7 protein-coding genes are annotated in these 10623 nt (G+C 52.2%); 2 read left to right on the plus strand and 5 right to left on the minus strand.

The window, feature by feature from the left end:
• Positions 1-68: 68 nt before the first annotated feature.
• Together D3H35_RS30640 and D3H35_RS08755 are read right to left on the minus strand one after the other, a co-directional pair.
• The gene (locus tag D3H35_RS30640) at positions 69-905 is read right to left on the minus strand and encodes a hypothetical protein (RefSeq protein WP_158594005.1); all 837 of its coding nucleotides are present in this window, start codon (positions 903-905) and stop codon (positions 69-71) included.
• 273 nt (positions 906-1178) lie between these two features.
• Positions 1179-6032 carry an Ig-like domain-containing protein gene (locus D3H35_RS08755; RefSeq protein ID WP_147355782.1) on the minus strand — a complete coding sequence of 1618 codons (4854 nt, stop codon included), beginning with the start codon at positions 6030-6032 and terminating at the stop codon, positions 1179-1181.
• Between the two features lie 388 nt (positions 6033-6420).
• On the opposite strand from D3H35_RS08755, the gene D3H35_RS08760 reads away from it, so the two are divergent.
• On the plus strand, positions 6421-7824 hold the full coding sequence (locus D3H35_RS08760; protein WP_119148708.1) for a SpoVR family protein: 1404 nt from the start codon (positions 6421-6423) through the stop codon (positions 7822-7824).
• 58 nt (positions 7825-7882) lie between these two features.
• Positions 7883-8740: an SDR family oxidoreductase gene (locus tag D3H35_RS08765; protein WP_119148709.1), complete on the plus strand. Its 858-nt coding sequence runs from the start codon at positions 7883-7885 to the stop codon at positions 8738-8740.
• 144 nt (positions 8741-8884) lie between these two features.
• On the opposite strand, the gene D3H35_RS08770 is transcribed toward D3H35_RS08765, so the two are convergent.
• The 3 genes from D3H35_RS08770 to D3H35_RS08775 all read right to left on the minus strand — a co-directional run bounded on the left by D3H35_RS08770 (position 8885) and on the right by D3H35_RS08775 (position 10591).
• Positions 8885-9754: an MATE family efflux transporter gene (locus D3H35_RS08770; protein ID WP_233567840.1), complete on the minus strand. Its 870-nt coding sequence runs from the start codon at positions 9752-9754 to the stop codon at positions 8885-8887.
• A complete protein-coding gene (locus D3H35_RS32190; RefSeq protein WP_233567841.1) occupies positions 9751-10053 on the minus strand; it encodes a hypothetical protein in 303 nt (100 codons plus the stop codon). Before D3H35_RS32190 ends, D3H35_RS08770 begins: the two co-directional genes overlap by 4 nt.
• Positions 10054-10258: 205 nt before the next feature.
• Positions 10259-10591, minus strand: coding sequence for an S-layer homology domain-containing protein (locus D3H35_RS08775; protein ID WP_158594006.1), 333 nt, complete (start codon positions 10589-10591; stop codon positions 10259-10261).
• Positions 10592-10623 lie beyond the last annotated feature (32 nt).

Consider the following 10623-nt stretch of genomic DNA (forward strand, 5'->3'; position numbering starts at 1 on the left):
GTCCTCCGTTTTCCAGAAAAAGAAAGGCTCCGCTCCTGCTGCCCGATCGACTGCATAGTCATTGATCGTTAGTCTATATTTTCCCGCGTCTTCGTCCAGAGCTTCAATCCCGATGTCCCGAATTTGCGGAGGCGCGGCCCCTCTATCGGAGTGCTCGTTTGCTCGTACTCCACTCCGGCTTGTCTGACATATTCGTAGCCTGCTGCCGGATTCGCCAGCGACGCCGCATAAGCAAACAGATCGTCCATCGCTTTTCGGGCAAACATGCCGAACCCCGTGCCCCCGGTATGGTACTTCCAGTTATACTCCCATGTCAACCCGGAAGCGATGACCGTCCCTTTGCCAATCGGATATTCGACCAGCGTCGGGCGGTGAGTGCTTCTGCTTTGCAAAATAATTTTGCTGCCCTCCGGCAATGTGCTCTCGTCGAATTCCCTGTGGCTGACGTATTGCGAATAGAGATCGGCATTGGTCAGTTTGACATTGTCGGTTAGTTCTCCTGTGACGATTGGATGGCTTGAGTCCGCGATAACGTTGTAATAATCGTAATTTTTCGGAGCGAACTGGACTCCGCCTGGAAGCCCTGACGCGATCGTTCCGTTGGCCCAGCCGGTGTCGCAAGCTCCCATGAGCAGCACTCCTCCGCCTTGCACATAGCCCGCAAGCTTCGCCTTCACCGAATTGTAGTCGGTATAGAAGTCCAATTTCTGATCGTTGGCTACAATGACAAGATAGTACCCCGTCAAGTCCGTGCTGGCGAACTGGCTCATCGGAATAACGGTGTAGCTCATATTCAGGCTGTCCAACACGCTTGTATTGGCTTCCGATTTCCAAGGCAGCGTTTCCTGAATGAGCAATACGCGGTTGGCGTCGCCGGACGATACGTTCGCGCTCGGGGAACGCATCGCCGGGCCGGCGAGATTGCCCGGCAGCAGCTCGTAATCGGCCGGAGCTTCATTCGAGGAAGGAACCCCGGTTGTTCGGCATTGTCCGGTTGTTCAACATCGTCCGATTGTTCCGTGGGGCTTGCCGTCGAACTCGAAGAGCTTGCCGGATCCTCGGCGCCGTTCGCTCTGGCCATGCTCGCGCTGCATAGGACTAACGCTAAGATCATTATCATGATTAGCAATCTGGGCAATTTCATCTCTCGTATCATGGAATACTCCTCCGAAAATGATTTATTTCAAAAAATCGACGATCCATTTGCACGACTCCGCACGCGTCAGATGGCTTAGAGGTTCGAACTTGTTAACAAGCTGTCCACTGGAATAGTAGACTTTGCCTTGCGCGATATTGTTCAAGTTCAACAGGGTGACCGCACTTTGATATTTTGTCTGAATTGCGCCTATATCCGAATAAGGCGGCGTTGCGGCATTGTTTTGGATCAACGGTTTGATTCCGTTTGCTTGAGTGGACGACATGATCGTCCATAAAAGATAAGCGGCCTCTTCCCTCGTTACCTCTTCGTTGGGCTTGAACAAGCCGCCCGCGGCGTCCCCGGGCTCGACCCACCCGCGAGCCAACGCAAGTCCGATATTTCGCCAAGCCCAATGATTCGTCAAATCCGTATACTTGTCGGCTTCGGCTTTGGCCAAGCTATAATCGCCTTCCCAGCGCGCTTCCGTCTCCGACGCTTTCATCGCCATCGTAATAAGCTCGGCCTTCGTAATGCCGTTGGCCGGGTGGAACAGGCCGTCGGCGTAGCCGCTTGCGATTCCAAGGAACTTGGCCGTTTTGACTTCCCGGGCGAACCACATATTGCCGCTTACATCGCCGAAATTGTTGCTTGGGAACAAGAACGCATCGGGATAGTTGTCTTGCATATTCACCTTCCCGGTCGCAGGAGACTGGGAGCTTGCGTCAATTTCCACAAACTCGGTCTTTACTTTGACAGCCAACTGATTGTAGATATTGAAGGACTTGAGCGTGTACTCGATGAAATCCCCTTTTGGCGTCTCCGTTGCGGTAAACTCGTGCTTAACCTCCGTACCTTTTTGCCCTGCAAAATGAATAATGGTCCATTCGTCTTTCTTCTCTTTGGGAACCGTGAGCTTGATTACCGTTTGCACCCCTGTACGGCTTCCCCACAATTCCGTTGCGCTGCGGGTTTCGGTAATCGTTGCCTTTGTGTTTTTGCTGGAATCGTATTGCCGGTCGAACGTCTCTTTATATTTGCGCATGTCAAATACTAAAAATCTTCGATAAGTGACCTTATTTCCGTCGTATGTCTTATCGGATGAATATACCGAGGTGCCGTTGTAAGCCAGATCGTACTCGTATTTCCATTCGTCCTTCAGCTTGCTTCCGTCTGTCAATCGGTCGAGCGTAATCGCTCTTGTCGGGTCAAGCTTGTGATTCGAGTCGTATGCTTGAAGGTCGATTCGAACGGGCTGGCCGTTTCTCGACTGTTTGTTGTACCCGTAAATCAGAACGGGGTGGTACGTATGAGTCAGCTCGTTCGCTTTGCTCGCATTCTCGTAGCTTTGTCCGAAATCGATATAGACAGGGTAACCCGCATCCAGTTGATCGGTTATAAAGTCTACGTCGTTGGAAGATAAGTAGTTGAAGCCGTCGGACTTAACGCTTTTGGAAGCGTCGTTCCGATTGAACAGATCGCTGTAAGCGGTCATTTCCCCCATACCGCGCAGCCACCAGAACGCAATCAGCTTCTTCACCGATTCCGTCGGGTCCAGCTTGGCAATTTCCCGGTTGTTCGTTTGCAAAATATCGCCGTCAGCGAACAAATCGTACGCCGTCGATTGTCCGTTAAAGCTGAACGGTTCGTTTTTGTCGTCCAGACTTTTCTCGAAAGCGTTTATTTCTACGGATGAAGGCAGAAGCCCCGCAAAGTTCATGGCGGCTGCAGCTGCGAAGCCTGCGCTATGTGCGCTCAACGTCCCATAAGGGCCGACCGCAAAATTAATAAATTTGAAGCCGTGCTTGGAAATATCGAAGCCCTTTACCGTCCGGGTAAACATATTGAGAGGGGGGCTTATTCCGGCTTGTGCAGCTGCGGGTACGAAAAAGCTGAAGTCGTTCTTGAGCTCGCCCAGAGCGATATCGTAGGAGCCCGGATTCGCGGCGACAGCCGCTTTGCCCGCGCCTGCGGCGGCCAATTGCTCGATTCCGCCGTAATCCTCGGGGCTGTTGGAATAGCCTGTAACATAAACGACGATTCCTTGGCTGCGGGCCGCCTTGATTTGAGCCGTCAAAGCCGTTCGATCCGCCGCATTATAGGCTGCCGATAGAACGATCAGCACTTTTCCTTTGGCGGACGAACCTCCCGACAGAAGTTGAATGCCTTTTCCGACCAACGCTCCCAAATCGCCCGTTCCCGGATCGGGCTTATACTGAGCATCCTCGAACGTATATCCCAACAGTTCCTTATCGCCGCTGTCCTGCTCAAGCGTCTCGATAGCCGGATTCGCTCGAACGATCGACACGGACGAGCCTTCCGGCAGCTCGGCCAGCGTATTCCGAAGCCCATCTTTCGAGGCGAAGCCGGGGTCGCGATCGTATAAGCTTTGCGTCATATCCAAGGCGTATACGACATCGAAGGCTTTTGTCGCGTTGACAGACAGAGAGGAGCTTGCCGCCGCATATACAGTTTTGGGATCGAAAACATCGTTGTCTTCGGCCGTCACCCATCGATTTGCCGTGTCGACAGCGGATTGAGGCAGCTTTACAAAAACTTTCCGATCGTTATCGAATTTGTATACTAGCAGATCTTGCGCCGAAATTCCTTTTGCGGCAAGCTCTGCCGTCTCATAGCGGAATTTGATTACAGCTTTGTCCGCATGCTCAGAGCTTGTCAGAACGACCGGAGTTCCGATGACGTTCTTGAAGGAAGCGAACAGCGGATTGTCCGATACTCGCAACGTATTGTAATAGAGGTTGCCTGCCCCGGTGACGGTCGCCGATGCCGCGTTACTGTTATCCAAAGCCAGATTCACAGTGAACTTCTTGTTGGCGGGAATATCCGCTGTCAACGGATTCGTTCCTAGGCTTGCTTCCGCTCCATCGTATACTCCGTCTCCATCGGTATCCTTAGCGCACGGATTCGTATGGAGCTGAACCTCCCGGGAATCCGACAAGCCGTCGTGATCCGTATCCTTGCTCCAAGGGCTCGTGCCCAATGCTATTTCTTCGGAGTTCATCAAAACATCTCCGTCGGTATCCTCGTTCGGATCCAACTGCCCGTATGGATCGGTCGTATCGCTGAGAGGTACGACATTGATAACAATCGTCTTCCGCTCGGTTTGACCCGCCGACGTTGTTACCGTTACGGCAATTTCGCAGAACCCGTATTGCTCCGGCGCCGTCCAAATAACCGAGCCGCCTGTTCCGGCAATGGTTCCTTTGTCGGCGGACCATGCGTAGGAGACAATGTCGCCCTCATTCGCTACGACTGCGTGCAATCCGACTTGATCGTTCGGATGGACGATCTTATTATCCCGCTCGATGGCTTGAATCGCGTCGGCGCTTATCACCGTGACCGCAGACTGTGCCGTATAGCCGCCGTCCTCGGTCACAGCCTTGATCGTTGCGGAGCCCGGCGAGACCGCTGTGACAAGTCCGTCCTGTGTCACGGAGGCAATGGCAGGATCGCTTGAGCTCCATACGACTTTTTTGTTGGAGCTGTTGCTTGGAGTGTAAATAACCGTAAGCTGCTCTTGCTTGCCTGCCTGCAATTTCAAACTCGGCTTATTCAGCATAATTCCGGCAACCGGCACGCGCGTCGTAAGCTGCAATGTTCCTTTTATGCCGTTAGCGGAAGTCGCCGTAACGGTTGCCGTCTCCGCTGCGGAATTGCTCGCTTGAACAACCGTCTCCCCTTTGGAATCCGTAACGGAGGTAGAAGGCAGCGCAACGCTTCCGGTTCGCGACCAGAGGATCGTTTGATTCGGAACTCCGTTGCCGTTCAAGTCCATCAGTTTAGCTTTTATACTTACGGTTTGCCCGACAGCTATTTGCGGCGTATCCGTTTGTAGAACAAGCGATGCCGGCTGACCGGGCAAAAACTGAACGGTTGCCGTTCCTTTAGCCGAGTAGCCGTTCAACGATGCCGTAACCACAACCGTCTCCGCTTTTTGATTCGATACGGTTATTTGAGCTTGGCCGTTGGCGTCCGTATTTACGACTGCGGGAACGACGGCGCTTCCTGTGCTGGTGACGTTAACGGGGAAGCCCTTCAACGGGCTGCCGAATTTATCCGACGCTCGAACGGTCAGATTGACCGCCGTTCCCGCCGTTGCGGAAGCCGAGGAAGGCGTCAACGTCAATTGCGGCGGAAGCCCAAGCGTATAGTTCAGATTGAAATTGTTGTCCCAATAGGTAACTCCGTTCGCGATAAAAGCGACGACATATTTCAGCTCCTGTGTATTAGGTGGAATGTTGATTTGGAAATCCCAATATTCCAGACTGTTGTTGCTCTGAGGAAGCATTTCGGCAAAAGCTGCTTCTCTCTCTTGAAAAGTGGCCCAATTGTCGGTCGTATACTTGATTTTCACCTTTTTGGCGTATGCGACGTTCTTCAGATAGATTCTGCCGGAGAACGAATTCGACGGACCGATTCCGGCTTCGTCCAACGCCAAGTAGGATTTGGCCAAAAGCCGGTCGGGAACCGAGCCGCCCCCAATGCGGTAATCCTGGTTGTTGTTGTTATCCCAATACGTCTGTCCGTTAACGACGTATTTGACGACAAATTGGATCTGCTTGCCGGGTTCGTTAATCGTTTTTTTGAACGTCCACGCTTCCAAATTTCCTTCCGTCTTGCCGGCGTAGGTCGCCGGAATATCGCTCCATTGCCCGTTTCCGGTAGAATAATGAATATAGACCTCTTTCTGATAGGCGACATTGTTTACCTCGACGGCACCGCTGAATTCGTAGCATGCGGACTGACAGCCCGCGGCTGCTTTCGCAAACAACAGCTTGACTTGATTCGTTTCGGCATAAGCCGTTCCGACGAATGCGCTTGGCGCCAATGACACCAGCAAAGCGCAAACGAGCAACCACATCGTTATTTTTTTCAATGTCTTAATCTCCCTTAATTTTTCAATAGAATATGCAAACGATTGCACAAACTCGCAAACCAAACAAGCGGACTTCGCTCCGATCTCCTTGCGCTGTCCTCCTCCTTATCTCAAAACTTCTATTCCAAAAGTCACTATTTCATTCCTCCTCGTTTATAGTATTTATTGTAAAATACTTCTATAGAAAACCATCAATATCGACAACCGTCAACATAATTGACAATCAATCCCATTAAATAACAGAATACTACCTGTTTCGACACGCCGAAATCCCCTCCTTTCGGCCCTCTTAAGCCTTTCTTTTTTAGGCACGTCAATGAGCCTTCCCGCATATATATAGGTTGGTGAATTCCATCTCCGCCCGGCGGACAAGGGGGTTGGTTGACGAATGCGTCTGCTTGACGAGCATAAGGAACTGGAACGCTCCATTGAAGAAATTACCGAGATCGCGCAGAGCTTCGGTCTCGATTTTTTTCCGATGCGTTACGAAATATGCCCGTCGGACATTATTTACACGTTCGGAGCTTACGGAATGCCGACAAGGTTCAATCATTGGAGCTTTGGAAAAACGTTCAATAGAATGAAAATGCAATACGATTTCGGCTTGAGCAAAATTTACGAGCTCGTCATCAATTCGAATCCTTGTTACGCCTTTTTGCTCGACGGCAATTCGCTCGTGCAGAACAAGCTGATCGTCGCCCACGTGCTCGCCCATTGCGATTTTTTCAAAAACAACGCCCGTTTTTCCGTCTCCAATCGCAACATGGTCGAGAGCATGTCGGCTGCCGCCGAGCGTATCAGCCAATACGAGATCGAATACGGGACGGAGACGGTCGAGCGGTTTCTGGACGCGGTTATGGCCGTGCAGGAGCACGTCGATCCCGGCATTCACAAGCCCTACGGTCTCGATAAAAGAAGGTATATGGAATGGCAGAGCCGCCGGGACAAGGAGGATGAGCGAACGACCAAGAACGCTACCCCTTACGACGATTTGTGGGGTTTGGAGCCCTCTGCTCCAGACACTGAGGCAGCCCGTCCCGAACCGAGTTCGGATAATCGCAAATTCCCTCCTCGTCCGGAAAAGGACGTCGTCTGGTTCATTCAAGAGTTTTCGCCGTTCATGGAAGACTGGCAGCGCGACGTTATGAGCATGCTTCGCGAGGAGATGCTCTACTTCTGGCCGCAAATCGAGACGAAAATCATGAACGAGGGCTGGGCGACCTTCTGGCATCAACGCATTATGCGAGAGCTTAGCTTGACGAGCGAGGAGACGATCGAATACGCCAAGCTGAATTCCGCGGTCGTGCAGCCGTCTCGCTCCTCCATTAACCCCTACTACCTCGGACTCAAAATATTCGAGGATATTGAGAAACGGTTCGGCAGGGAGCGCATATTCGAAGTCCGGGAGCTTGATTCGGATATTTCCTTCCTGCGGAATTACTTAACGAAGGAATTGACGGATGAGCTGGACATGTACGTGTTCGAAAAGAAAGGGCCGGAATGGCAAATTACCGATAAAACGTGGGAAAGCATTCGCGATCAGCTCGTTTTTTCGAGAGTTAACGGAGGATTTCCGCATCTGGAAGTAACAGACGGAGATTATCAGCGCAACGGGGAGCTGGTCATTACCCATCGATTCGAAGGCACCGAGCTGGATTTGAAATACGTCGAGCGCACGCTGCCCTATCTCGTTCAGCTATGGGGCAAGCAAGTCCATCTGGAGACGGTAGTCGACGACAAGAGCGTCTTGTTCAGCTGCGACGGCAAAAAAACATCCCGCAAAAATGCTTAAGGCTTCCTGTTTTGGTTTAACCTACTCCTAGAACCAACTAGGAGAGGTGTGTCGCGATATGTCCAAACCAAGCTCATTTCCTCCGCAGCATCAGACGGTCCAACCGGGCATACAAGCGTATATGAATCCGCTGCCAGAAACGGAGCTGCCCTCTTACACTCCTTCCGGGAAGCTGAAAGGCAAAGTCGCTGTCGTTAGCGGCGGAGACAGCGGGATCGGGCGATCCGTCTCGATTTATTTCGCCAAGGAAGGCGCCAACGTCGCCGTTCTCTATTTGAACGAGGAAGCGGACGCCCAGGAAACGAAAAAGCAAATCGAAGCCGAGGGACGCCGCTGTTTCCTCCTGTCGGGAGACATCGGCGATCCCGCATACTGCAAGAGAGCGGTGGAAGAGACGGTCCGTACGTTCGGCCGGCTCGACATCGTCGTCAACAACGCGGCCGAGCAGCATCCTCTGGACAAGCTGGAGCAGATTACGCCGGAGCAGCTTGAGAAAACGTTCCGCACGAACGTATTCGGCATGTTCTACTTGACGCAAGCGGCTCTTCCGCACTTAAAAGCCGGGTCGGCGATCATTAACACAACATCCGTTACCGCATACCGAGGCAGCCCGGGATTGCTCGATTATTCCGCTTCGAAGGGAGCGCAAGTCGCTTTCACGCGATCGCTGTCCATGAATCTGACAGGCCAAGGCATTCGCGTGAACGCCGTCGCTCCCGGCCCGATCTGGACGCCTCTCATTCCGGCGACTTTCGACGCTCAGAAGGTGGCCGCATTCGGAGCCGACACGCCCATGGGACGCGCCGGGCAGCCGGACGAAATCGCCCCTGCCTACGTCTATTTGGCCGGCGAGGACTCCTCTTACATGTCCGGGCAAGTGCTCCACGTCAACGGCGGCGAGATTATTAACGGCTAGCACCCGAAAGCGTCCGCTGCTCCATCGAGCCCTGCCTGAAAAGGGGGATTCGCACGAAATAAGCCTCCATCCCACTGAGCCGTGGTTATGGAGGCTTATTTGTTTGGATTGAGCAGGCTTAACGCTTTCTTCGATATTAGCAGCTTACATTCCGGCTTCCTTCAGTCTCACAACGGTCCAATCGGTCCGATAGTATCGGACCATAACGGCGAGCCCAAGTGCGGTCAGGAACGTATATAGCGCAAGCCAAGCCCCGATGCTTCCCCAATCCAGCACCATAACGAACAAGTACGTAAGGGGAACGAAGAAGAACAAACTAAGAACCAAGGACGCTCTCATGAGAAAAGTCGTGTCGCCAATGCCTCGCAATCCACCCGCATAAAAATTGTATAATCCATCAAATATTTGCAAATAGGCTGATGTTTTAATGAGAAATGCCGCTAATTCGTACACGTCGGGATCGTCGCTGTACAGCCTCGCGATTGGAACCGCCCATACGAGCTCGATCGTTCCAAGAACGAGCAGAAACAGCGAACCGATAATGGCCGTATCGGTGCCGGATTTCCGAGCCGCGTTCGGATCTCGCCTTCCGATGGCTTGCCCGACCAATATCGTTGCCGTGGAGCCGAAAGCGAAAGCGGGCATGAACCCGAACGACATGATGCTGAGCGACACCTCGTTGGCCGCCGCAGCCAAGTCGCCCAACGTTAGTACGAATACCGTGAAAATATACATCGACACGCTCATCGAGAACTCCTGGGCGCCAAGCTTGCCGCTCTCCGTCAAGATCAGCTTTAACTCTTTCCACTCCGGCCGATAGAAGGTCCGTGTGTTGAATTGCCGATGCTTGACGACCCAGAATACGAACAAGCAGATGACCAATTGAAGCGCCTCTCCGATCAATAATGCGTACCCGGCTCCGTCTACCCCTAGCTCCGGCAGCCCCCATTTTCCGTAACAAAGGCCGTAAGTCAGAGCAACCATCAGCACATTGGCGAATATGGACACGATCATCGAGGTGCGAGTATCTCCAATTCCCCGCAAAAGCCGTGAATAGCAAAGCTTACTATTCCGAACGCCATCGCGTAAAACCGAAGCTCCAAGTAATAATCTCCCGATGCGATCATCGTCGCGGAGCCGCCGGTCCAACGCAAGATCGAATGACTTGCGAACGTTCCCGCTACCGCAATAGCGACACCGACGGCTATGCTTATCCATTCAAAAAGACTTTCTCCGTTCTTCGAGATATACCCCATCGCCTCGTCGTACGATTGCGCAGCCCAATGCACTTTTTGATTCCGTTGATTCGTCATTTGATCCGACCTCCCATTCATTTGTAGCTTAGTTGTACCATGATTTTTATTATAGTTTAAATATATAAAAACTATTAATTTAATAGTTTTTAACTATATTATTGAAATTTCTACCCCAACAACGAAAAAACGACCGCTCTTCGGTATGAAAACCGAAAAGCGGTCGCCGCTTTAAACTCATTTTATCGCGATTTCTTCCAGCTTGTTATTGCAGGTTATCCTCGATGCTCTTCACAAACACTTCGCTGCCATCCGAATTGCGCGTGGACTCGTGCGAGCGGGACGCCTCCTCGACATATCCGAATCCCCAATTGGACTTCTGAACATCCGGGAAGGATGGCGAGACGTTCGTCAACGGTCCGCGGAACAGCATGCGGTTGATCAGTGTTACAGCTTCCAGACGCGGAATGTTGTTGCCCGGTCTGAAGGAGCCGTCCGGATAGCCCGAAATCAGACTGTTCCGGTCAAGCGCTTCGATGTACGAAGACGACCAGCGGCCCTTCGCATCTCCAAAGCGCGATTGAATCGGTTTTGCCACATCCAGCTGCAAGTATTTCGCCATAACGACCG

Origin of the sequence: Cohnella faecalis (genome assembly GCF_003570905.1) — a bacterium.
GTDB classification, from domain to species: domain Bacteria; phylum Bacillota; class Bacilli; order Paenibacillales; family Paenibacillaceae; genus Cohnella; species Cohnella faecalis.

Coding starts and splice junctions, on each gene's coding strand:
- D3H35_RS08765 (WP_119148709.1), top strand. CDS start 7,883: ATGTCCAAACCAAGCTCATTTCCTCCGCAGCATCAGACGGTCCAACCG.
- D3H35_RS08760 (WP_119148708.1), top strand. CDS start 6,421: ATGCGTCTGCTTGACGAGCATAAGGAACTGGAACGCTCCATTGAAGAA.
- D3H35_RS08770 (WP_233567840.1), bottom strand. CDS start 9,754: ATGATCGTGTCCATATTCGCCAATGTGCTGATGGTTGCTCTGACTTAC.
- D3H35_RS30640 (WP_158594005.1), bottom strand. CDS start 905: ATGCGTTCCCCGAGCGCGAACGTATCGTCCGGCGACGCCAACCGCGTA.
- D3H35_RS32190 (WP_233567841.1), bottom strand. CDS start 10,053: ATGACGAATCAACGGAATCAAAAAGTGCATTGGGCTGCGCAATCGTAC.